The sequence below is a fragment of the Streptomyces sp. NPDC048603 genome (assembly GCF_043199475.1).
Taxonomy (GTDB): Bacteria; Actinomycetota; Actinomycetes; order Streptomycetales; family Streptomycetaceae; genus Streptomyces.
In genome coordinates, this window is the sequence record NZ_JBICVY010000004.1 from 192,755 (window position 1) to 213,667 (window position 20,913).

A 20,913-nucleotide genomic window follows, 5' to 3' on the forward strand; every position below is an offset into this window, starting at 1 on the left:
GCTTACTCCATCTCCTCCGTGACGTAACTGCGAAGCCAGGTGCGGAACTCCGGCCCCAGGTCCTCACGCTCGCACGCGAGGCGGACGATGGCCCGCAAGTAGTCGGCACGGTCTCCGGTGTCGTAGCGACGGCCCCGGAAGACCACACCGTGCACCGGACCGCCGAGGGTCTCGTCGGCGGCCAGCTTCTGCAGGGCGTCGGTGAGCTGGATCTCCCCACCGCGGCCCGGCTCGGTCTCCCGCAGTATGTCGAAGATCGCGGGGTTGAGGACGTAGCGTCCGATGACCGCGTAGTTGCTCGGCGCCTCGGAGGCGTCGGGCTTCTCCACCAGGCCGGTGATGCGGACGACGTCCGTCTCCTCGGTGGCCTCGACGGCGGCGCAGCCGTAGAGGTGGATGCTCTCCGCGGGGACCTCCATCAGCGCGATGACGGAGCCGCCGGTGCGCTGCTGGATCTCGGTCATCTGGCGGAGCAGCGGGTCGCGCGGGTCGATCAGGTCGTCGCCGAGCAGCACCGCGAAGGGCTCGTCGCCGACGTGCGGGGCGGCGCAGAGCACGGCGTGGCCGAGGCCCCGCGGGTCGCCCTGGCGGACGTAGTGCATGGTGGCCAGGTCGCTCGACTCCTGGACCTTCTTCAGCCGGTCGTCGTCACCCTTGGCGACGAGGGCCGACTCCAGCTCGTAGTTGCGGTCGAAGTGGTCTTCGAGCGGCCGCTTGTTGCGTCCCGTGATCATGAGAACGTCGTCCAGGCCCGCGTTGACGGCCTCTTCCACCACGTACTGGATGGCGGGCTTGTCGACGACCGGGAGCATCTCCTTGGGGGTGGCCTTGGTCGCCGGAAGGAAGCGAGTACCGAGGCCCGCGGCCGGAATGACGGCCTTTTTGATCACGGGGTGCAACTGAGTCATGGGCAGAACGATAGAGGGTACGCAAAGACCCACGGTGAGATTCCGGTAAACAAATACCGTTTTGCGCCGGTATAGGAAGGGATTTGAAGGCGAGCTGTGACAGAGAACCGATCCGCCAAGTCCGATTTGCGCCGTGAACTGATCGCGGCCCGGCGCGCTTTGTCCCCCGGGGCGGCCGGTGCGGCGGCCGGCGCGCTGGCCGTCCGGGCCCTGGAACTGCCCGAGCTGGCGGAGGCCCGCACGGTGGCCGCGTACGTCTCGGTCGGGACCGAACCCGGGACCCGCGAGCTCCTGGACGGGCTGCGCCGGGCGGGCAAGCGGGTGCTGCTGCCCGTCCTGCTGCCCGACAACGACCTCGACTGGGCCGAGTACGAAGGCCCCGGAAGCCTCGCAGAAGTGGCACATCCGGGCAAGATGCGCCTGCTGGAGCCGGACGGTCCGCGGCTCGGCCCGGAAGCGGTGACCGGGGCCGACGCGGTGCTGCTGCCGGGCCTCGCGGTGGACGGCCGCGGGATGCGGCTGGGCCGCGGCGGGGGCTCGTACGACCGGGTGCTGGCGAGGCTGGAACAGGCCGGAGCGCATCCGGCGCTGGTGGTGCTCCTCTACGACCACGAGGTGGTCGCGCGGGTCCCGGAGGAGCCGCACGACCACCCCGTGCAGGCGGTGGCCACCCCGTCGGGGGTGCGCCGGTTCGCCGCTTGAGCCGCGGCCGGCGGAGGACCGTCAGGAGCCCTCCGGGTGCGATGTCAGGAGCCTCCCGGCTGCAGGGTGAGGGTCTCCTCGGTCGCCTTGTTCACCGCGTCCGGGCTGAACGGCCAGTCCAGCAGCTCGCCCTTGGCCCACAGGTCCGTCTGGTCCGTGTAGTTCGGGTGGTACGCGTGCCCGGACGCGCCGGTCAGGTTGATCCAGCGGGACTTGTCCAGGTCGTTGAGGTTCACGACCATCCGCATGGACGGCACCCAGCTGACGGCGTAGCCGCCGGCCGCGTTCCAGCCGGTGGCGTTGACCGCGGCCTCGCCACCGCCCAGGTTCCAGGGACCCCGGTTGAGCACGAACTGCAGGAAGCCGGGGCCCTCGGTGCCGATGGTCTGGTTGCGCAGCATCAGCTGGTGCAGCCGTCCCCAGCTCCAGGTGCTCTGGTCCTTGCCGAGCTTGGCGGTCAGTTCCCACTGGGCGTCCCGCATGGCCCGGGCGAACAGCTCGTCGCGGGTGGTGGCGGCCTTCGAAGTGCGGGTCGCGGGCGACTTCCACCAGTCGGACTTCTCGTCCTTGACCAGTCGGCGGACCACCTCGAACCAGCGGTCGCCGCCGTCCGGCTGGGCCGAGTCGGAGTCCCGCATGCCGCACTCGCGGACCATCTCGGCGAGGTCGTCGACCGGGCCGGAGGTCTCGTCGCGGACGTTGAGGCAGCTGCCCTCGATCCGGAGCTCCTTGGGCATCTTGTCGCCGAAGGACAGCCGGAGGATGTTCCGCCAGACCGCGTTGAAGTAGGCGGCCGCGGCGGAGTCGGGCTCCTGGGTGTAGTTCCAGCCGTCCAGCAGCTGCTGGGCCTTGCGCACGTCCGGGTCCGACACGTGGATCTTGGACAGGATGGGGGTGAGCAGCGCGGCGATCTCGCTGCTGTTGTCCATCTGCATGGTCCGCATGTCGTCGGTCGAGATCTTGCCGCTGTCCTTGACCTTCGCCTCGATGAGGTCGTTGATCCGCTGGCTGCGGGCGCCGTAGCCCCAGTCGGTGGTCAGCGTGTACGGGTACTTGCCCTTGCCGCTCTCGACCACGGCCTGGTTGGCGGTGACGATGTAGCCGCGCTGCGGGTTGAGGTCCCAGGGCATCTCGTCCTGCGGGATCCAGCCGGCGGTGCCGCCCGGGGCGCCCTTCCAGGCGTACTTGGAGTCCCAGCCGGGCGACGGCAGGCGGCCGTCGCCCTGGCCGCGGACCGGGATGCGGCCCGGGGCCTGGTAGCCGATGTTGCCGGCGGGGCCCTGGTTGTCGGCGTAGATCAGGTTCTGCGAGGGGACCTCGAAGTCGCGGGCGGCGGCCCGGAAGTCCTTGAAGTTCTTCGCCCGGTTGAGCATGAACACGGCGTCCATGGACTTGCCCGGGTCCAGGGCGGTCCAGCGGAGGGCCACCGCGTAGCCGTTGCCCCGGTCGGGGGCGGAGCTGGCGACGGGGGCGCGGACGCCGACGGTCTCCAGCTGGTCGCTGCGGTCGGAGACCAGTGGGCCGTTGTTGGTGGAGCGGACGGTGATCTTCTTCTCCGCGCCGCCGGCGACCTTGATGACCTCTTCGCGGGTCTTGAAGGGGACGACCTTGTTGTCGTAGACGTAGCCGTCCGGGCGGACCTGCTCCAGGTAGAGGTCGGTGACGTCGGCACCCAGGTTGGTCATGCCCCAGGCGATGTCCTGGTTGTGGCCGATGACCACACCGGGCATGCCGGAGAAGGTGTATCCGGCCACCTGGTACTTGCAGTCGGCCGAGGTCTTACGGCAGTGCAGGCCCATCTGGTACCAGATCGAGGGCAGCTGCGGGGCCAGGTGCGGGTCGTTGGCCAGCAGGGGCTTGCCGGTGGTCGTGTGCTTGCCCGAGACCACCCAGGAGTTCGAGCCGATGCCGCTGCCGTTCGGGCCGAGCAGGGCCGGGATCTCGTCCAGCGTGCCGGAGAGGGCGGTCAGCTGGCTGCGCAGGCCCTCGGTGGCGCCGGCCGGGGAGGTGGTGCCGGTGCCCGCTCCCGTACCCGTACCCGTGCCGGTGCCGGTGCCGGTGCCGGTGCCGGTGCCGGTTCCCGTTCCGGTGCCGCCGGCCGTGCCGGAGTTCCGGCCGGTGCCGGTGGAGCCGCGGCCCGTGGTGCCGGAGCCGGCCTGTCCCTGGGGGACGTACGCGCCGGAGTCGACCTTGCCGCCCTCGACGATCGGCTTGTTCCGGTCGAAGGGATAGGCCGGATACAGCTGGTCGATCTGCTCCGGGGTGAGCTTTCCGGACATCAGCGCCCGGTCGATCTCGTCCTGCATGTTCCCGCGCAGGTCCCAGGCCATGGCCTTGAGCCAGGCCACGGAGTCCACCGGGCTCCACGGCTCGGGCGCGTAGTCGTCGCTGATCTTCAGGGCCGCGTGCTCGACGGAGAGGTCCTTGCCGGACTTCCCCTTCAGGTACTCGTTGACCCCGTCGGCGTACGCCTGGAGGTTTTTCTTGGTGTCCGGCGAAAGCTTGGAGTCGTACTCGGCCTGGGCGACCTGCCGCCAGCCGAGCGTGCGCAGGAAGGCGTCGGTCTCGACCTGGCCGCTGCCGAACATCTCCGAGAGACGCCCGGAGGTCATGTGGCGGCGTACGTCCATCTCCCAGAAGCGGTCCTGCGCGTGCACGAAGCCCTGCGCGCGGAACAGGTCCAGGTCGCTGTCGGCGTAGAGCTGCGGGATTCCGTGGCGGTCGCGCTTCACCTCGACGGTGCCGGTGAGACCCGGGAGGGTCAGGCTGCCGGTCGTCTGCGGGTAGGAGGCGCGCACAGCGTCCACGCTCCAGTACGCCCCGTAACCGAGGCCCGCGACGAGCGCCAGCACCAGGGTGAGCACGATCAGACGGGCGCGTCGCCCCTTCTTCTTGGCGGAGGGGGCGGATTCGTTGGCGGGCATCGCTGTCCTTCGAGGGGCAGGGTGGTCCTGAGTGCTGGGAGCAACCATAGGCGCAGCACCCCGCCCGTTCGGACGCGGTGTCAGGGACTTCGTCGAACTGGCGTTTCACAATGTGACTATCGGGTCAAGAAAGCGTCAAAGATTAGGTAAGGTAACGAAGTACCTGCCGCCGGAGGGAACGATCCGGCAGGCCCGCGAGAAGGGACCGCCCGCTGACCGTCCACCAGCTCAATGAGCTCCTGCTGGTCTGCTCGCTCGTGCTGCTCGTCGCCGTGGCGGCGGTACGCGTCTCCTCGCGCAGCGGTCTGCCCAGCCTGCTCATCTACCTCGGCATAGGCATCGCGATAGGCCAGGACGGCATCGGCGTCCGGTTCGACAACGCGGAGCTCACGCAGGTCATCGGATATGCGGCCCTGGTCGTGATCCTGGCCGAGGGCGGTCTGGGCACGAAGTGGAAAGAGATCAAGCCGGCCCTGCCGGCCGCGGTGATGCTGTCCCTGGTCGGCGTCGCGGTCAGCGTGGGCGTGACGGCCGCCGGCGCCCACTACCTGATCGGGCTGGAGTGGCGGCAGGCGCTGCTGATCGGCGCGGTCGTCTCCTCGACCGACGCGGCGGCGGTCTTCTCCGTCCTGCGGAAGGTGCCCCTGCCGTCCCGGGTCACCGGCGTCCTGGAGGCCGAGTCCGGCTTCAACGACGCCCCCGTGGTGATCCTGGTGGTGGCCTTCTCCACGGTCGGCCCCATCGACGACTGGTACGTCCTCATAGCCAAGATCCTGCTGGAGCTGGCCATCGGCGCGACCATCGGACTCGCGATGGGCTTCCTGGGCGCGTACGGGCTCCGGCACGTGGCCCTGCCCGCCTCCGGCCTCTACCCGATCGCCGTGATGGCCATCGCGGTGTCGGCCTACGCGGCGGGCGCCCTGGCGCACGGCTCCGGCTTCATCGCGGTCTACCTCGCGGCGATGGTGCTGGGGAACTCGAAGCTGCCGCACTGGCCGGCCACCCGCGGGTTCGCCGACGGCGTGGGCTGGATCGCCCAGATCGGCATGTTCGTCCTGCTCGGCCTGCTGGTGACTCCGCACGAGCTGGGCGACGACATCTGGCCCGCCGTGGTCATCGGCCTGGTGCTCACGCTGGTGGCGCGTCCGCTGGAGGTGTTCGTCAGCCTGCTGCCGTTCCGGCTGCCCTGGCAGGAGAAGACCCTGATGTCCTGGGCCGGCCTGCGCGGCGCGGTGCCGATCATCCTCGCGACGATCCCGATGGTGTCCGGGATCGGGGGTAGCGAGCGGGTCTTCAACATCGTCTTCGTGCTGGTGGTCGTCTACACGCTGGTGCAGGGCCCGACCCTGCCCTGGCTGGCCCGGAAGCTGAACCTCCGGGAGACCGGCGAGGCTGCCGCGGACCTCGGGATCGAATCGGCACCGCTGGAGAAGCTGCGCGGGCACCTGCTGTCCTTCGGTATCCCGGCCGGCTCGCGGATGCACGGCGTGGAGGTCAGCGAACTGCGACTGCCGGCCGGAGCGGCCGTCACCCTCGTCGTCCGCGAGGAGAAGAGCTTCGTGCCGCTGCCCTCGACGGTGCTGCGGCACGGGGACGAGCTGCTGGTGGTGGCGACGGACCCGGTGCGGGACGCGGCGGAGGCGCGGCTGCGGGCGGTGGCCCGGGGCGGCAAGCTGGCCGGCTGGCTGGGGACCGGCGGGGGCTCGCTGCACTGAGCTGCAGGGCAGGCCCCGTACTCCCCGGGAGGCCCCGGAAGGCCCCGGAAGCCATTACAAACAGGCCCCACCCCCTGGCCAGCGGCCGATCGTACGAGGCTCCGAAGGGCCACCCAGAGGATCGTCCGACCGGTCCGGGGCTTCGTTCACCAGGCGAACGGGAGGTTTCACTCCTGTTTCCATGGGAGAGGAATGTGAAGGTCCGCTTAATCAAAGGTTAAGACACGTCTTGTCAGCGTAATCACAGGGCGTGGCGACGACTTTGCCTGTACGATGAAGGGACACAAACGAACCAACTCTGCCTGACGCAGAGCTGGCGCGACCGCTCGGCGGCCGCGGCACCCCTCTCCGTGGGTGCCCAGGTATCACTCGGTTCTGCGCAAGAGGACAGCTCTCGGAGCTCCCACATGTACGGGTGCGGCTCACAAGGCCCGCACCGCCCGCAGACGGGGATGCTCTACCAGGCAGCAGAAAGGCAAGGGCCGTGACATCCGCGGTCACGACCAGCAAGTCCGAGACGTCGTCCTCCACCACTGCCACTGCTGCGCACACCGCCAAGCCCGGTTACGGCGCACTCCTTCGCACCCCCGGCGCCATGAGCTTCGTGCTCCCCGGCTTCGCCGCCCGGCTGCCGTTCGGAATGCTGACGATCAGCATCCTGCTCCTCGTCCAGCACACCACCGGCTCGTACGCGAACGCCGGCATCGTCGCCGCCGTCACCGGCATCTCGATGGCCCTGTTCGCCCCCGTGATGGGCCACTTCACCGACCGCCACGGCCAGGGCTCCGTCCTGGTCCCCGTGGTGATCACGCACTCCGCCGCGGTGAGCGGCCTCGCCGCCCTCGCCCTGACCGGCGCCCCGCTCTGGGCGCTCGCACTGGCCGCCGTCCCGGCCGGTGCGAGTGTCCCGCAGGTCGGCCCGATGGTGCGCGCCCGCTGGGCCGCGCGCCTGGAGGGTTCGCCGCTGCTGCCGACGGCCGCCGCCTTCGAGTCCGTGACCGACGAGTTCACCTTCGTGGTGGGACCGGTCCTGGCCACCGCCCTGTGCACCGGAGTGCACCCGGGCGCCGGCCTGGTGACCGAGGCCGCGCTGACGCTGCTCGGCGGGCTGCTGTTCGCCGCCCAGCGCGCCACCCAGCCCCAGCCGCGCGGCCGCGCCGCCGCTGCCGGTGAGAAGCACGTCCCGGCGTTCACCGTCCCCGCCCTGTGGGTCCTGATCGCCGCCTTCGTCGGCATCGGTGCCGTCTTCGGCGGCATGCAGGTCTCCCTGGCGGCCTTCTCCAACGAGATCGGCAACCCCGGTGCCAACGGTCTGCTCTACGGCGTCTTCGCCGCGGGCAACATGATCGCCGGCATCACCATGGGCGCCATCGCCTGGAAGGTCGGCCCGCGCCGCCGCCTGATCCTGGGGTACGTCGGCCTCACCGCGGCCGCCTCGCTGCTGTGGACCGCGGACTCCGCGGTGGTGCTCGGCGGGATCGGCCTGCTGGTCGGCCTGTGCATCGCCCCGGCCCTGATCACCGGCTTCACGATGGTCGAGAGCCTGGTCCCGGCCGGGTCCCGCACCGAGGCGTTCACCTGGCTGACCGGCGCGGTCGCCTTCGGCCAGGCCGGCGCCGTGGTCGTGGCGGGCCGGCTGACCGACGCGCACGGCTCCGCCTTCGGGTTCCTGGTGCCGATGGCCGCGACCGTTCTGGCGCTCGCCACGCTGCTGGCGCTGCGCGGCAGGCTGGCGCCGAAGACCACGCACAGCCGCATCGTGATCCCCTCGGCGGCGGCGGCCAAGGCCGCAGCTCAGAACGGTGCCAAGGCCGCAGGCCAGAGCGGCGCCAAGGCCGTCGTCGGCACCGGCTCCGACGGGTCCGTCAAGCAGGCCGCGAGTGCTCCGCGCCAGACTGGCGGGCAGCCCGTGGCACGGGTGAACGAGCGTGGTGTCGGTCACCGCGTGCCTGTGACGGTGGACTGATCCGCCGGAATAGGTCACCATGGAGCGTCGTTAGCACTCATTGAGTCAGAGTGCCAGGAGGAAGATCGTGCCGACCTACCAGTACCAGTGCACCGAGTGCGGTGAGGGCCTCGAGGCCGTGCAGAAGTTCACGGACGACGCCCTGACCGAGTGCCCGAGCTGCAAGGGACGCCTGAAGAAGGTGTTCTCCGCGGTCGGCATCGTCTTCAAGGGTTCCGGTTTCTACCGGAACGACAGCCGTGGCGCCTCGTCGAGCAGCACGCCCGCGTCGAGCTCCTCGAAGCCCGCGTCGTCGTCCTCGACGTCGACCGCGGCTCCGGCTGCCGCGCCGGCCGCCGCGCCGAGCACCCCGGCCGCCTGACGCTCCGTACCCGGTGCGCGAGCCGGAAGAGCTGAGCAGAGGCCCCCTCGCCCACCGGGCGCGGGGGCTTCCGCGTACCCCGGACGGGGGTCTCTCGTAGGGTGGTCCGCATGGTGAACGCAGAGATCGGCGTAATTGGCGGCTCGGGCTTCTACTCCTTCCTGGAGGACGTGTCCGAGATCCAGGTCGACACCCCGTACGGGGCACCGAGCGACTCGCTCTACGTGGGCGAGCTGGCCGGGCGGACGGTGGTCTTCCTGCCACGTCACGGCCGCGGGCACCACCTCCCTCCGCACCGGATCAACTACCGCGCCAACCTGTGGGCACTGCGCTCGGTGGGCGTCCGCCAGGTGCTGGGCCCGTGCGCGGTGGGCGGTCTGCGTCCCGAGTACGGCCCGGGCACCCTGCTGGTCCCCGACCAGCTGATGGACCGGACGAAGTCCCGTGCGCAGACCTACTTCGACGGGCACCCGCTTCCCGACGGCACCATCCCCAACGTGGTCCACACGACCTTCGCCGACCCGTACTGCCCGGTCGGGCGGTCGGTCGCGCTGGCGGCGGCGCGCGGGCGCTCCTGGGAGCCGGTGGACGGCGGCACCATGGTGGTCGTGGAGGGGCCGCGGTTCTCCACCCGGGCCGAGTCGCGGTTCCACGCGGCGATGGGCTGGTCGGTGGTCGGCATGACCGGGCACCCGGAGGCCGTCCTCGCCCGTGAGCTGGGGCTCTGCTACACCTCGATGGCGCTGGTGACGGACCTGGACGCGGGTGCGGAGACCGGCGAGGGCGTCTCCCACACGGAGGTGCTGAAGGTCTTCGGCGAGAACATCGGCCGGCTCCGTGAGGTGCTCTTCGACGCCGTGGCCGCGCTGCCGCCGGCGGAGTCGCGCTCCTGCCTGTGCACGCACGCGCACGACGGCTGGGACCTGGGCATCGAGCTGCCGTAGCGGACCGTCCGGCGGGCCGGGACCGGTCCGGGGGACCCGGTCGGCCCGCCCCTGGACCCGGTCCGCCCGCCCCCGCCTCCCCCGGCAGGGCTTTCCTCAGGTGCCTTCCGGGCGGGCGGGGAGGACGAGGCGGAGGAACTCGATCTCCTCGCCGCGCGCGCGGGCGTACTCGCGGACCGACCCCGTGACGACGAAGCCGCATTTCTCCAGGACCCGGACCGAGCCGGTGTTGTCGGCCGCGGCGAAGCCGTACAGGGGGCGGACTGTCTCCATGGCGAGCAGGGCCCGCAGGGCCGCGGTGGCCACGCCGCGCCCCCAGTAGAGGCGCCCGACGGCGTAGGTGACCTCACGTTCCCCGGGCGGGCCGTAGACGGCCGCGTGGCCCGCAGCCTGCCCGTCGGCGAGGATCGTCCGGACGGTCACCGTGGGGTCGGAGCGGACCTTGGCCCAGTGGGTGTCGAAGGCCGACCGGTCGTAGTGGTAGCCGCGGGTCATCGCGGCCATGTGCCGGGCCCCGGGGTCCGTGGCGTGCTCCCAGAAGGCCGCCAGGTCCCCGTCCCGTACGTCTCGCAGGCTCACCGCCGGTGTCATGGCGGGAGCGTAACCCGTGTGGGTGGCCGGTTTTTCCACAGGCCGGGGGGTGTCCACAGGCCGGGGCGGGGTGGGGGTGGGTTACCGCATCGTGAGGGGTGTCCGGGCGCGGTGTCCGGGGTGAACTCCCTCTCGACGGGTGGTGGTCGGCATGTCCGGCGCTCTCTTCCCTTCTCCCTCCTCCTCTCCTTCCTCCTCTCCTTCCTCCTCTTCCTGCTCCTCTTCCTCGCTCAGCTCCCCGCTCTCCTCCTCGTTTCCCTCCGCTGCCCGCGTTTCCGCTGCTCCGGTGACGTGTCCGCCGCCGCGGGCGGTGCCCGAGTTCGCCCCGCTGCGGGTGGGGCGCGGGCCCGGGCGGCTGCGGCGGGCCGTGCGGCGCAGGCGTCGGGCGGCGGGGGTGGGGCTGGCGGTCGCCGCTGCGGCCGCCCTGGCGGCCGGCGGGACCGAGGCGAAGGCCCAGCGCGGTGAGACCCCGCCGCCGCCCAGGCCCGGACCGAGGTCGGCTCCCGCGGTGCGGCTGGTGTCCGCTCCCGTGCGGATCGCGGATGCCGCGGCGGTACGGCTGCTGCGGCCCGGGGACCGGGTGGACGTGGTGGCGGCGGAGCGGGACAAGCCGCCCCGGGTGGTGGCGGCCGGTGCCCGGGTGGCCGAAGTACCCGCTCAGGACGAGGAAGCCGGGGAAGCTGTGGACGGCGGGGCACTGGTGGTGCTGTCCGTGCCACGGGACACCGCGCGGCAGCTGGTGGGCGTGGGCGCCGTGACACCGCTGGCGGTGACACTGTGCTGATTCGCACTCCTGCGTCGTCGAATCACCTGAAGGTGTTCCTCGATTGGACAGGCCACGCCCGGACTGCCGTAGTTTTCGGAACCGTTGGCTCCGCGTCCTGTTCGAACGAGGAAAGGCTCAGTGGTGAGCGAGAAGAAGAAGGAGAGCGTGCTGGCGGGCTTCAGGGCCTTCCTGATGCGCGGCAACGTGGTGGACCTGGCGGTCGCCGTGGTCATCGGTGCCGCGTTCACGAACATCGTGAACTCGATGGTGAAGGGCATCATCAGCCCGATGGTGGGTGCGATCGGCACGAAGAGCCTGGACGGCTACACCTCGTGTCTGAAGGGTCCCTGCGACGTCGACGCACAGGGCAACCCGGTCGGTGTGAACATCCTCTGGGGCAGCGTGCTGAACGCCGCGCTCACCTTCCTGATCACCGCCGCCGTCGTCTACTTCCTGATGGTGCTGCCGATGGCGAAGTACCTCGCCCGGCAGGAGGCACGGCGGAAGGCCCGGGAGGGCGTGCAGGAGCTGGTGGAGGTCACCGAGCTGGAGGTGCTCAAGGAGATCCGGGACAACCTGGTCGCGCAGCGCACCGGCTCCGTCGACGGGACCGTGCAGCCGCGCAGCGGCGGCCCCGCCTGATCCTGCCGGGCAGTCCCGGCAGGGAGCCGGGCCGGGCGCATCAGAGGTGGTGGGGCGGCTTCTCGTCGAGGAAGCGCGCCAAGTCGGCGGCGCTGCCGGAAGCGGTCGGCCGTTCGCCCCAGCCCCGGTCGGTGTCGTCGGAGGACTGCTGGTCCAGCGGGTCGTCGAAGATCAGGGCCGGCTTGGGCCTGGACGACGGCTGGTGCGCCTGGGAGGGCTCCGGACCGGAGTCGGCAGCGGGCCCGGAACCGGGGGCGGGGGCGGTGCTCATGCATCCAGAGTACGGCCGCCCCCGCCGGGGCCCGGGCCCGGCCGGGGGTTCCGGCGGCCCTGCGGGCGGTCCGGAGCTGTTCGAGGGCCGTGGCCTGGACCGGGGGGTCCTGGCCGGGGGCCGCCGGTTCACCGGTCCTTCGGATCGAGGAACCACAGTCCGAGCACGACCAGGAAGGACAGGATCAGGAATCCCGCCCCCCACCAGGCCGTCCCGGTGTGGCCCTGCATCCACGCGTTGACCGTGACCGTGAGCCCCCAGAGCTGGCCGACGACCACGGTGAGGACCAGCGCGAGACGGGCGTTGAGCCGGGCGGACCGCTCGGGCTCCTGCTCCGTGCCGGCCCCCGGGCCCGGCCCGGTGTGCCGGACGCGGGGGTCGCCGTAGCCGCTGGTGGGCCGGATCTGCGGGTAGCGCTCCCGGACGGGCCGGTTCAGCCGGGGGCGGGCACTGCCCGGGCTGTAGGTGGGCCGGGGAGGCGGTGGGGCGTCGCCCATCAGGTCTGACCGTTCACGGGGGCGGGGGTGGCGCCGGGGCAGCCCAGCCGTTCGGTCATGTCGGGGCGGGCGTCGGCGAACTGCCGGCACAGGGCGTCCTTGGCCGGTTCCCCGGACCGGGCGGTGGCGACGGCCCAGATGCTGCCGTCGAGCTGTTCGGTCAGGAAGATCCTGGGGAGCGGGCGGGGCGGCGGGCCGGCCGCCACCTCGCCGGTGCGGGCGTCGAAGACGCCCTCGTGGCAGGGGCAGTACAGCTCGCCTTCGGGTCCGCGGTCCGCGCGCCACAGCACCGCGCAGGCGAGGTGGGTGCAGACGGCGGAGTAGCCGACCAGGGTGCCGTCGACGAGGCGGACGGCCACGGCGCGGTCCTCGTCGCCGGGGAACCGGAAGGCCACGGACTGGCCGGGGAGGAGCTGGTCGGCGACCTTCCTGGTCTCGGGGAGGTTCTCGCTGTCGCCGTGCCGGTGCAGGATGCCGGCGGCGACGCCGACCCCGCCGAGCGCCAGGCCGCCGGAGACGGTGGCGACGATCCGGAGGTAGTCGCGCCGGGTGGTGAGGGAGTCGGCGCTGATCCGGTCGCGGAGGTGCTCCTGGGCGGCCTCGGCGGCGGGTTCGGCCTCCGGCTGTTCGGTCAGGCTCATCCATGCTCCTCGTTGCGACGGACGTCGGCTCCGTTGATCTCGACGACGGGCAGGCCGCCGGGGACGGGCCACTGGACCTTGTCGGCCGGGACGGCCATCGCCACGCCCGTGCTGACGACCACGTCGCCGAAGACGAACGAGTCCGCGACCTGGACCCCGGGGCGCTCTGCCTGGAGCTCTTCGAGGGTTCCGTAGAACAGGGCCCCGGTGGGGCAGACGGTGGCGCACATGGGGGCGAGGCCGTGGGCGGTGCGGTCGTAGCAGAGGTTGCACTTCATCTGCAGCTTGGCCTGGAGGTCGATCTTCGGGACGCCGAAGGGGCAGGCGTTGACGCAGTTGGCGCAGCCGATGCAGCGGGTGGTGTCGGCCTGCTGCACCACTCCGTCGGCGGTGACCAGGATGGCGTCGGCGGGGCAGACCGCGGCGCAGGGTGCGACCGGGTCCTCGCAGTGCATGCAGACGGTGGGGAGGGAGGCGACGGAGTGGCCGGCGTCGGGGTAGTCCAGGTGGATCATCGATGTGCCGCGGTGCGAGTCGCATTCGCGGCAGGCGGAGACGCACGCCTGGCAGCCGATGCAGCGGCCCGGGTCGATGAAGATCGTGCGGCCCATCATGGTTCGCTCAGCCCCTCTCGGCCGTGCCACGGCCCTGCGGGGACGTGGGGGGAAGCGGATCGGTGCGGGAGGGCTGAGCCTCCGGGTGGGCCTGGTGCCCGGGGGCGGCGGGCGGGGGCGGGACCTCGTCGACGCGTTCGGCGGCCTCGATCCGGGCGGCGCAGACCTTGTACTCGGGGATCTTCGAGCGGGGGTCGAGGGCGTCGATGGTGAGGGCGTTCGCCGCGGTCGGCACGGGCCAGTGGTAGGGGATGAAGACCGTGTCGGGGCGGATGGCCTCGGTGACCAGGGCGGGGAAGACCTCGCTGGCGCGGCGGGTGACCACCCGGACGGGGTCGCCGGTGCGGAACCCGTGGGAGGGGTGGACCTCCACCCAGGGGCGCGGGGTCTGCTGGACCAGGGCGTCCAGCCGGCGGGTCTGGTTGCCGGAGAGGTAGTGGGCCACGGTGCGGCCGGTGGTGAGGGAGAGGGGGAACTCCTCGGTGTAGGCGTCCGTCGGGGGATGCCATTCGACGGTCTGGAGGTGGATCTTGCCGTCGGGGTGGTGGGTGCGGCCGTCCTCGAACAGCCTGGGGGTGCCGGGGTGGTCGGTGGACGGGCAGGGCCAGGCGATGCCGCCGGTCTCCTCCAGGCGCTCGTAGGTGATGCCGTAGTAGTCGTTGACGGTGCCCGCGGAGGCGATGCGGAGTTCCTCGAACACCTCCCGGGAGCCGGCGAAGTCGAACTTGTCGCCCGCGCCGAGGCGTTTGGCGAGTTCGCACAGCACCCAGGTGTCGGTGCGGACCCCGGGGGGAGGCTCCTGGGCCTTGTTGTGCTTGACCACCCGGGCTTCGGCGTTGGCCATGACGCCCTCGTCCTCGGCCCAGGTGGTGACGGGCAGGACGACGTGCGCGTTGGCCGCGGTCTCGGAAAGGAAGAAGTCGAGTTGGGCATGGAATTCGGCGGTGTCGTAACCCTCCTTGACCACCCTGTAGTGGGGCAGGGAGACGAAGGGGTTGTTGCAGATGCCGATCAGGCCGCGGATCTCCTTCCGCTGCATCTGCCAGACCATTTCCATCATCGAGGTGCCGGCGGCGGGGAGTTCGGACTCCTCGATGCCCCAGATCTCGCAGATCTGCCGGCGGTGTTCGGGGTCGGCGATGGACCGGCCGCCGGGGAGCAGGTCGGACTTCTGGCCGTGCTCCCGGCCGCCCTGACCGTTGCCCTGGCCGGTGATGGTGCCGTAGCCGGCACCGGGCTTGCCGATGTTGCCGGTGGCCACGCACAGGTTGATCACCGAAAGGCAGTTCTCGACCCCCTGGGAGTGGTGTTCGATGCCCCGGGCGTGCCAGGCCATGGCCTTTCCCGCGCCCGCGAAGGTCCGGGCGACCCGGACGATCTGTTCGGCGGGGACTCCGCAGATCTCGGCGGCGCGTGCGGGCGGGTACGCGGCGACGGTCTCGCGGACCTCCTCCCATCCGGTGGTGTGGGCGCCGAGGTAGGCCTCGTCGTCGAGTTCCTCCTTGACGACCACGTGCAGGACGGAGTTGAAGAACGCCGAGTCGGTGCCCGGTCGCAGGGCGACGTGGATGTCGGCGGTGCGGGCGATGGCGGTCTCCCGCGGGTCGACCACGATCAGTGTCGCGCCGCGGTCACGGGCGCCCCACAGGTACTGGGTCATCACGGGGAAGCACTCGCCCACGTTCGACCCGGCGATCAGCAGGCAGTCGGTGAGGAGGATGTCGGAGAAGGGGTTGCCGGCCCGGTCGATGCCGAAGGCGAGCTTGTTGGCCCCGGCTGCGCTGACCATGCAGAGCCTGCCGTTGTAGTCGACGTGCCTGCTCTTCAGCGCGACCCGGGCGAACTTGCCCACCAGATAGGTCTTCTCGGAGAACAGGCTGGCTCCGCCGAGCACGCCGAAGGCGTCGTTCCCGTACCGCTCCTGGATCCGCCTGATCTCGGCGGCGGTGTGGTCGAGGGCCTCCTCCCAGGACACTTCGCGGAACGGTTCCTCGCGGGTCCGCCGCAGCATCGGGGAGGTCAGCCGGTCGGGGTGGTTGACCTGCTGGTAGGCGTTGATGCCCTTGGGGCACAGGCGCATGCGGTTGATGTCGTGGTTGCGCGGCTCCACGCCGAAGACCTTGCCCGCCCGGTCCACCCGCAGGTACATGCCGCACTGCACCCCGCAGAAGCAGCAGTGGGTGGGGACGAGCGTCTCGCCTTCCTGGTCGGCGCGCCACCGGTCGGCCGGGATGCCGCCCGCGTCGAGGAGGATGCGGGTTCCGGGCGGGGCGATGGAGGGGTCAAGGGGCAGCGGCGAGGTCACCGGAAACCCTTCTTGACGTGGGTGAGGTAGGCGTTGCCGCGCAGGACCCGTTTGCAGCGGGGGCAGTACTCGGCGAAGGCGCTGAAGTCGAGCTTCAGGTCCCGCATCGTGCCGCGCAGGTTCTCGACGTAGGGGGTGGTGTCGACGGGCTCGCCGCAGCGCTTGCAGGCGAAGACCCGCTCGTCCTGCCGGGCGGTGTACTTGAACAGCTGCATGCCCACGGCGGCGGGCCGCTGGACGATGTGGAAGAACTTGCCGAACGGGATGTAGACCAGGGTGAAGACGACCGAGACCATGTGGAGGATCGCCAGGAACTCGTATCCTCCGCCGTCCAGGAAGACGGAGGAGAAGGTGAGCAGCAGACCGGTGACCGAGATGACGATCAGCAGGATCAGCGGCAGCAGGTCGTAGGCGAAGCGCTGCCCGGTGATGGCGCCGCGGTCCTTCATCCGCCGCCACAGGAAGTAGCAGGCGCCGGGGATGACCAGGACGGCGGCGAGGTCCAGGCCGTGGAACACGACCCAGCCGAAGAAGCCCAGGGAATCAAAGCCGAGGACCTCGTACCCCCAGATGCGCATCTCGTAGCCGGGGCCGGAGCCGGTCGGGGCGGTGAAGGTGAACCAGCCCCAGGTCAGCGGGAAGGTGATGGCGGCGGCCAGCAGGCAGCCCCAGAAGACCAGCTGGTGGGCGATCCAGCGGGGGCGCGAGCGGGCGCCGAGGAACTTCTGGAAGCCGAGGTAGGTGGCGGCCATCCTCGGCAGGGCGGTGGGTGCCTTCCTGAAGTTGTCCGTGGAGAACAAGCTGCCGAAGCCCTTCCTGAGGAGCCGGTTGGCGCCGGGGGCGGAGACCCAGACCGTGTAGCGGTAGGCGACGCCGAAGGCCAGGAAGACGGTGGCGACCGCGTACGGCAGCAGGGCGGAGTCGAAGTCGCGCAGGAAGCGGCTGCCCAGCACGATCGCGACGACGAGCAGCAGGGAGACGGCGGTCCCGGTGAGGGTGGCGCGCCCGGTGAGGGACATCCCGGCCGCCGGGCGGGCCTGCGCCTGCGGGCCCGGTGGCGGCTGCGGGCCCGGTCGTACCGGTGGAAGGGGTGGTGCGGGAGGGGGCGGCGGTGCCGGCGGTGGAGGCGGGGCCTGCGGAGGCGCCGCCTCGGGGGGAGGCGGCGCGGCGGCGGATGGCTCTGTGGGCTCGGGCACAGCTCCACGCTAGGCGGTCTGTCAGCTTTCAGCCCGTTTTGCCGCCCCTGCTGGAGGATGCTGTGCTGGGCGGCATGGCGTACGTACAGATGACCGCCCGCAGCCGTGACGAGGCCCACCGGGCGGCGACCCCCCTGGAGCTGTTCTTCGACCTGTGTTTCGTGGTGGCGGTGGCCCAGGCGGGGCGGCAGCTGGTGCACGCGCTCGCCGAGGACCACGTCGCGGCCGGCATCACGGGCTATCTGTTCGTGTTCTTCGGGGTGTGGTGGGCCTGGATGAACTTCACCTGGTTCGCCTCCGCCTACGACGTCGACGACGTGCCGTACCGGATCGCGACACTGGTGCAGATCGCCGGCGTGCTCGTGTACTCGGCCGGGATCCCCCGGGCCTTCAAGGCCAACGACTGGACCGTCGCCGTCCTCGGTTACGTGGTGATGAGGGTGGCGCTGACCGCCCAGTGGCTGCGCGCCGCCTCCGGGGAGACCGGCTCGGCCCGGCACTCCGCCCACCTCTACGCCGCCGGGCTGGTGGTCTGCCAGATCGGTTGGATCGCGCTGCTGTGGGCGCCGGAGGGCACCAAGCGGTGGCTGTTCCTGGTGCTGGTGGTGGTCGAGCTGCTGGTGCCGGTGCTCGCCGAGCGGGGCCACCAGACGCCCTGGCACCCGCACCACATCGCCGAACGGTACGGCCTGTTCACCATCATCGTGCTGGGCGAGACGATCGCGGCGGCCACGGTCGCCGTACAGTCCGCGCTGGACGAGCACGAGGCGCTGGACCTGCTGCTGCCGATCGCCGCGGGCGGGCTGCTGCTGGTCTTCTCGGCCTGGTGGATCTATTTCGCGGTGCCCGTGCACGACCGGCTGACCAGCAACCGGGAGGCCATCCCCTGGGGGTACGGCCACTACCTGATCTTCGCGTCGGCGGCCGCGATCGGCGCCGGCATCGAGGTGGCGGTGGAACAGGCCACGGGGAAGGCACACATCTCCACGGTCGCCGCGAACCTGTCGGTGTGCGTGCCCGCGGCGGTGTACATGGCGTTCGTGTGGCTGCTGCACTCCCGGCACTTCAAACAGGGCGCGGCGCAGCAGCTGACGCTCCCGGTGTCGGCGGTACTGATCCTGCTCTGCGCCTGGACGGGCGAGTACGCCGTGCTGTGGACCGGGCTGGTGGCCGCCGCCACCGTCGCGGTCGGCGTGACCTTGGCCCACCGGACGCGTTCTGGTCGTCAGGTGAGCTGAGGAGAAGAGGTACGCCATGAGGGTCCCGGCACAGCGGCACGACGGTCCGGAGGACACGGACCTGGCCGACCCGGCGTTCTGGCAACTCCCGCCGGGCGACCGGCTCGCCGCGTTCGCGCGGCTGCGGTCGCTGGAGGGGCCGCGGTACTTCGCCGAAGGGCGCGGGCGCGGGCACTGGGCGCTGGTCCGGCACGCCGACGTCCAGGAGGCCAGCCGGAACCCGAAGGTGTTCGCCAGTGCTCCGGGGGTGACCACGCCGGAACCGGCCCGCTGGGTGCGGGCGCTGTTCGGGGACTCGATGGTGAACCTGGACGGCGGCGACCACGCCCAGCTGCGCCGGATCGTGCAGCGGGCGTTCACCCCGCGGCTGCTGGCCGCCGCCGAGGCCGACGTACACGCCGTGGCGGCGCGGATCGTCGACGACCTGCTGGCCCGGCGGCCCGACGAGTTCGTCTCCGCGGTGGCCTCCCGGCTGCCCCTGGAGGTCATCTGCAACATGATGGGCATCCCGGAGCGGTACCGGCCGGAGATCGCCGACCGGGTCAACCACGCCTCGGAGAACATCGGGGTGGAACGCGGGCTGGCCGACCGGCTGCGGATCCCCGGGCGGGGCCTGCGGGCACTGGCGCGGATGCAGCGGATGGTCGCGGGCATCGGCCGGGAGCGGCGCCGCGACCCCTCCGACGACCTGATCTCGGCGCTGGTGACCGCCAACGTGGACGGACAGGCGCTGGGCGCCCGCCAGTTGGGGGCGTTCTTCTCGCTGCTGATGGTGGCCGGGGTGGAGACCACCCGGAACGCGATCACCCACGGGCTGGCGCTGCTGACCGACCATCCGGACCAACGGGAGCTGCTGCTCTCGGACTTCGAGAAGTACGCCGACGGGGCGGTCGAGGAGATGATCCGGCACTCGACGCCGATCATCCAGTTCCGCCGGACCGTTCGGGCCGAAAACGCCCTGGGCGGGCGGACCTTCGTGCCCGGCGAGAAGGTGGTGCTGTACTACGCCTCCGCCAACCGGGACGAGGCGGTGTTCACCGACCCGGACGCCTTCGACATCACCCGCTCGCCCAACCCGCACCTGGGGTTCGGGGGCGGTGGGCCGCACTTCTGCCTGGGGGCGCATCTGGCCCGGGTGGAGATGAAGGCGCTGTTCCGGGAGCTGCTGACCCGGCCCCGGGAGCTGCGGGCGGTGGGCCTGCCGGACCTCGCGGGGTCGAACTTCGACAACCGGGTCCGGGCGCTGAGGTTCGCCTTCGAGTGAGGAACCCGCCGCCGGGCGGAGCGTGTTCCGGGAGACAGAGACAGAGACGGAGACGGAGACCGGCCACCGGGCAGGCTGGGGGCCCGGCGGCCGGCGGCCCCGGTGCGGGCGGGCCGGAAGGGAGCCCGCCTACTTCTGCAGCCGCATCACGCGGAGCACGCAGTGCGCGCTCGCGGTGAGGACGGCCTCGTCGCCCGCGTACGCCTGGAGCATCTCCGCGGTCACCGGGCGGCCCGGCACGGCCTCCGGCCAGGCGCGGGTACCGAAGAGGAAGTAGACCTCCCCGCTGTCGTCGACCGCGTCCACCCACTCCGGCGGGGCCGTGCAGGCGGCGTTCAGGCCGGGCAGGGTGAGGGCGATCTGGTCTCCCTCGACCAGCACCTGGACCTGGCAGGACGAGGGGTTGCGGGTGGCGTCGAGCACCTTGTCCCCGACGGACAGGCCGATCTCTCGCAGCAGCGCCTCGACGGCCTTCTCGCTGGCCTCCCTGCCCTCCGGGCCGTCGCCGAGCGAATAGGCGAGGAGGTACGGGAGGTCGTGGCCCTCCGCAGGGTCGCCGATCCACGCGAGCACGGAAAGCGTGCCGAGCAGGGACCGGTCGATTTCGGCTTGAGTTGAAGTCATGCGCCGCACCCTAGTGGTGTTTCCCCCGCTCCTTTCACGGGCCGTCACCCGGGCGGGCTAGACGACCCAGAAACCTTCTCCGGATTTCGGCCTGATGTTCGCGTCCTCGTACTGCAGCCGCACGATGCGCACGTTTTCCGGGATTTCGAACACGACCCAGCCCTCCGCCCGGTCACCCGCCGGAATGGAATCGAAGAGGAGTGGTTTACCGGTGGTGAGCTCGCCGGTGGGCACCGACGGATGGCGCCGCCCCGCGCTGTCGTGCGCCCACATGCGTCCGGGTGACCCGTACGTCGCACCGCCGACGTTGACGAGGGACATCCCGGCCGCCACCCAGCGCTTGCCGGCGGGCGGGCCGTACTGCCGGTCCAGGCTGACGGCCGGGTCGACGTAGGCGTCGAGCACGGCTTTCAGGTGCCGGCCGAGTTCCCGGCCGTGCACCCGCACCGCATCGCCTACATGCGCCTCCGTACGGCGTGCGCCGGGGCCGCCGCCGGCCGGCGCGTGGTCGTCCACCGGCACGGCGGGAACGGCGGCCGGGGCGACGGCGTCCCCCTCCCGCTCGTCCGTGCAGCCGGCCGTGCCGAGCAGCAGGAGCGGGAGGAGGGGCAGCAGGGCGAGGCCGGCGGGCAGGGCGTACGGGCGGCGGGCCATGGCGGATCCCTTCACGGGCTCAGGGGGCCTTCAGAGGGCCTTCGGGGAACGTATTCCGGCCAGTCTCACGCGGCCGAGCGGGCAATTGCG

The 20,913-nt window shown here is 71.4% G+C and carries 19 protein-coding genes and 1 pseudogene; 9 read left to right on the forward strand and 11 right to left on the reverse strand.

Features of this window, described 5'->3' with window-relative positions; all coding sequences use genetic code 11:
• Positions 1-2 precede the first annotated feature (2 nt).
• Positions 3-908, reverse strand: coding sequence for a UTP--glucose-1-phosphate uridylyltransferase GalU (gene galU, locus ACGFQ9_RS10675; protein ID WP_393573301.1), 906 nt, complete (start codon positions 906-908; stop codon positions 3-5).
• Between the two features lie 96 nt (positions 909-1,004).
• On the opposite strand from galU, the gene ACGFQ9_RS10680 reads away from it, so the two are divergent.
• On the forward strand, positions 1,005-1,610 hold the full coding sequence (locus ACGFQ9_RS10680; RefSeq protein WP_393573303.1) for a 5-formyltetrahydrofolate cyclo-ligase: 606 nt from the start codon (positions 1,005-1,007) through the stop codon (positions 1,608-1,610).
• A gap of 44 nt (positions 1,611-1,654) precedes the next feature.
• Here the strand turns inward: ACGFQ9_RS10680 and ACGFQ9_RS10685 are convergent, their stop codons facing one another.
• A complete protein-coding gene (locus ACGFQ9_RS10685; protein ID WP_393573304.1) occupies positions 1,655-4,534 on the reverse strand; it encodes a penicillin acylase family protein in 2,880 nt (959 codons plus the stop codon).
• A 257-nt stretch (positions 4,535-4,791) separates the two neighbouring features.
• Here ACGFQ9_RS10685 and ACGFQ9_RS10690 point away from each other — a divergent pair, with 257 nt between their 5' ends.
• The 4 genes and pseudogenes from ACGFQ9_RS10690 (at position 4,792) to ACGFQ9_RS10705 (ending at position 9,520) form a co-directional block, all read left to right on the forward strand.
• Positions 4,792-6,249 (forward strand): potassium/proton antiporter, encoded by a 1,458-nt coding sequence (locus ACGFQ9_RS10690; protein ID WP_393573306.1) that lies wholly within the window; start codon positions 4,792-4,794, stop codon positions 6,247-6,249.
• Positions 6,250-6,844: 595 nt separating this feature from the next.
• Positions 6,845-7,993, forward strand: a pseudogene (locus ACGFQ9_RS10695) (MFS transporter); the annotation flags it as partial.
• 289 nt (positions 7,994-8,282) lie between these two features.
• Entirely contained in the window at positions 8,283-8,576 is a 294-nt protein-coding gene (locus ACGFQ9_RS10700) for an FmdB family zinc ribbon protein (protein WP_393573308.1), read from the forward strand.
• Between the two features lie 110 nt (positions 8,577-8,686).
• Positions 8,687-9,520 (forward strand): S-methyl-5'-thioadenosine phosphorylase, encoded by an 834-nt coding sequence (locus tag ACGFQ9_RS10705; protein WP_393573310.1) that lies wholly within the window; start codon positions 8,687-8,689, stop codon positions 9,518-9,520.
• A 96-nt stretch (positions 9,521-9,616) separates the two neighbouring features.
• Here the strand turns inward: ACGFQ9_RS10705 and ACGFQ9_RS10710 are convergent, their stop codons facing one another.
• A complete protein-coding gene (locus ACGFQ9_RS10710) occupies positions 9,617-10,111 on the reverse strand; it encodes a GNAT family N-acetyltransferase (RefSeq protein ID WP_393573312.1) in 495 nt (164 codons plus the stop codon).
• A gap of 286 nt (positions 10,112-10,397) precedes the next feature.
• On the opposite strand from ACGFQ9_RS10710, the gene ACGFQ9_RS10715 reads away from it, so the two are divergent.
• Both ACGFQ9_RS10715 and mscL read left to right on the forward strand, forming a co-directional pair.
• Positions 10,398-10,895, forward strand: coding sequence for a hypothetical protein (locus tag ACGFQ9_RS10715; RefSeq protein WP_393573314.1), 498 nt, complete (start codon positions 10,398-10,400; stop codon positions 10,893-10,895).
• A 120-nt stretch (positions 10,896-11,015) separates the two neighbouring features.
• Positions 11,016-11,519: a large conductance mechanosensitive channel protein MscL gene (gene mscL / locus ACGFQ9_RS10720; protein WP_393573316.1), complete on the forward strand. Its 504-nt coding sequence runs from the start codon at positions 11,016-11,018 to the stop codon at positions 11,517-11,519.
• Positions 11,520-11,559: 40 nt separating this feature from the next.
• Here the strand turns inward: mscL and ACGFQ9_RS10725 are convergent, their stop codons facing one another.
• The 6 genes from ACGFQ9_RS10725 to ACGFQ9_RS10750 all read right to left on the reverse strand — a co-directional run bounded on the left by ACGFQ9_RS10725 (position 11,560) and on the right by ACGFQ9_RS10750 (position 17,043).
• Entirely contained in the window at positions 11,560-11,790 is a 231-nt protein-coding gene (locus ACGFQ9_RS10725) for a hypothetical protein (protein ID WP_393573318.1), read from the reverse strand.
• Positions 11,791-11,918: 128 nt separating this feature from the next.
• Complete coding sequence (locus ACGFQ9_RS10730) at positions 11,919-12,287, reverse strand: hypothetical protein (protein ID WP_393573320.1); 369 nt, start codon at positions 12,285-12,287, stop codon at positions 11,919-11,921.
• On the reverse strand, positions 12,287-12,928 hold the full coding sequence (locus ACGFQ9_RS10735) for a ubiquinol-cytochrome c reductase iron-sulfur subunit (protein ID WP_393573322.1): 642 nt from the start codon (positions 12,926-12,928) through the stop codon (positions 12,287-12,289). Before ACGFQ9_RS10735 ends, ACGFQ9_RS10730 begins: the two co-directional genes overlap by 1 nt.
• Positions 12,925-13,542: a 4Fe-4S dicluster domain-containing protein gene (locus ACGFQ9_RS10740; RefSeq protein ID WP_393573324.1), complete on the reverse strand. Its 618-nt coding sequence runs from the start codon at positions 13,540-13,542 to the stop codon at positions 12,925-12,927. Before ACGFQ9_RS10740 ends, ACGFQ9_RS10735 begins: the two co-directional genes overlap by 4 nt.
• Before the next feature lie 7 nt (positions 13,543-13,549).
• The gene (locus tag ACGFQ9_RS10745; RefSeq protein WP_393573326.1) at positions 13,550-15,847 is read right to left on the reverse strand and encodes a molybdopterin oxidoreductase family protein; all 2,298 of its coding nucleotides are present in this window, start codon (positions 15,845-15,847) and stop codon (positions 13,550-13,552) included.
• Positions 15,844-17,043: an MFS transporter gene (locus tag ACGFQ9_RS10750; RefSeq protein WP_393573328.1), complete on the reverse strand. Its 1,200-nt coding sequence runs from the start codon at positions 17,041-17,043 to the stop codon at positions 15,844-15,846. The genes ACGFQ9_RS10745 and ACGFQ9_RS10750 overlap by 4 nt, the downstream gene beginning before the upstream one ends.
• 74 nt (positions 17,044-17,117) lie before the next feature.
• Between ACGFQ9_RS10750 and ACGFQ9_RS10755 the strand changes: the two genes are divergently transcribed.
• Positions 17,118-18,281: a low temperature requirement protein A gene (locus ACGFQ9_RS10755; RefSeq protein ID WP_393573330.1), complete on the forward strand. Its 1,164-nt coding sequence runs from the start codon at positions 17,118-17,120 to the stop codon at positions 18,279-18,281.
• 16 nt (positions 18,282-18,297) lie between these two features.
• Positions 18,298-19,545 (forward strand): cytochrome P450, encoded by a 1,248-nt coding sequence (locus ACGFQ9_RS10760; protein WP_393573332.1) that lies wholly within the window; start codon positions 18,298-18,300, stop codon positions 19,543-19,545.
• Positions 19,546-19,674: 129 nt separating this feature from the next.
• On the opposite strand, the gene ACGFQ9_RS10765 is transcribed toward ACGFQ9_RS10760, so the two are convergent.
• Both ACGFQ9_RS10765 and ACGFQ9_RS10770 read right to left on the reverse strand, forming a co-directional pair.
• Entirely contained in the window at positions 19,675-20,169 is a 495-nt protein-coding gene (locus ACGFQ9_RS10765; RefSeq protein WP_393573334.1) for a DUF5949 family protein, read from the reverse strand.
• Between the two features lie 57 nt (positions 20,170-20,226).
• Positions 20,227-20,823 (reverse strand): hypothetical protein, encoded by a 597-nt coding sequence (locus ACGFQ9_RS10770; protein WP_393573336.1) that lies wholly within the window; start codon positions 20,821-20,823, stop codon positions 20,227-20,229.
• Between the last annotated feature and the right edge of the window lie 90 nt (positions 20,824-20,913).

Bases quoted from the DNA above. Each gene is read 5' to 3' on its own strand.
- galU (WP_393573301.1), bottom strand. From the start codon at position 908: ATGACTCAGTTGCACCCCGTGATCAAAAAGGCCGTCATTCCGGCCGCG.
- ACGFQ9_RS10705 (WP_393573310.1), top strand. From the start codon at position 8,687: ATGGTGAACGCAGAGATCGGCGTAATTGGCGGCTCGGGCTTCTACTCC.
- ACGFQ9_RS10735 (WP_393573322.1), bottom strand. From the start codon at position 12,928: ATGAGCCTGACCGAACAGCCGGAGGCCGAACCCGCCGCCGAGGCCGCC.
- ACGFQ9_RS10710 (WP_393573312.1), bottom strand. From the start codon at position 10,111: ATGACACCGGCGGTGAGCCTGCGAGACGTACGGGACGGGGACCTGGCG.
- ACGFQ9_RS10770 (WP_393573336.1), bottom strand. From the start codon at position 20,823: ATGGCCCGCCGCCCGTACGCCCTGCCCGCCGGCCTCGCCCTGCTGCCC.
- ACGFQ9_RS10730 (WP_393573320.1), bottom strand. From the start codon at position 12,287: ATGGGCGACGCCCCACCGCCTCCCCGGCCCACCTACAGCCCGGGCAGT.
- ACGFQ9_RS10755 (WP_393573330.1), top strand. From the start codon at position 17,118: ATGGCGTACGTACAGATGACCGCCCGCAGCCGTGACGAGGCCCACCGG.
- ACGFQ9_RS10725 (WP_393573318.1), bottom strand. From the start codon at position 11,790: ATGAGCACCGCCCCCGCCCCCGGTTCCGGGCCCGCTGCCGACTCCGGT.
- ACGFQ9_RS10760 (WP_393573332.1), top strand. From the start codon at position 18,298: ATGAGGGTCCCGGCACAGCGGCACGACGGTCCGGAGGACACGGACCTG.
- ACGFQ9_RS10685 (WP_393573304.1), bottom strand. From the start codon at position 4,534: ATGCCCGCCAACGAATCCGCCCCCTCCGCCAAGAAGAAGGGGCGACGC.
- ACGFQ9_RS10765 (WP_393573334.1), bottom strand. From the start codon at position 20,169: ATGACTTCAACTCAAGCCGAAATCGACCGGTCCCTGCTCGGCACGCTT.
- ACGFQ9_RS10740 (WP_393573324.1), bottom strand. From the start codon at position 13,542: ATGATGGGCCGCACGATCTTCATCGACCCGGGCCGCTGCATCGGCTGC.